This window comes from Dellaglioa sp. CoH-55-MRSF-9, from assembly GCF_056782155.1.
Genome location: NZ_JBXAYG010000084.1, coordinates 1 through 271 on the forward strand (window position 1 = coordinate 1; position 271 = coordinate 271).

Sequence of the window (271 nt, forward strand, 5' to 3'; positions counted from 1 at the left end):
TTTCCGGGGTGTTGACGCGCGGCACGTCGATACCCCATAATCGAGCTACTGACTTTTAACCAAAAGGAACCATCATGCAAGGCAACGCACATTTCGAACGCATCTCGCGCAAGGCACCGGCCCGCGATTCCGACACGGTGCGCACTCGCGAACAGGCGCGGCGCAAGGCCCGACGCGAAAAACACGACTCGCGCGGCAAGCTCGCGTAAGGGGCTGATGATGACGACGAATCCGCTTATCGCCGCAATCCCGGAAGGCGCAGAAGTTACCG

General features: G+C 60.1%; 1 protein-coding gene. It reads left to right on the forward strand.

Going from position 1 to position 271, the window contains the following annotated elements; all coding sequences use genetic code 11:
• Window positions 1-74 precede the first annotated feature (74 nt).
• Window positions 75-209, forward strand: a complete 135-nt coding sequence (locus AC1RPV_RS07890) for a hypothetical protein (protein WP_391856959.1) — start codon at window positions 75-77, stop codon at window positions 207-209.
• The last annotated feature ends 62 nt before the right edge of the window (window positions 210-271 follow it).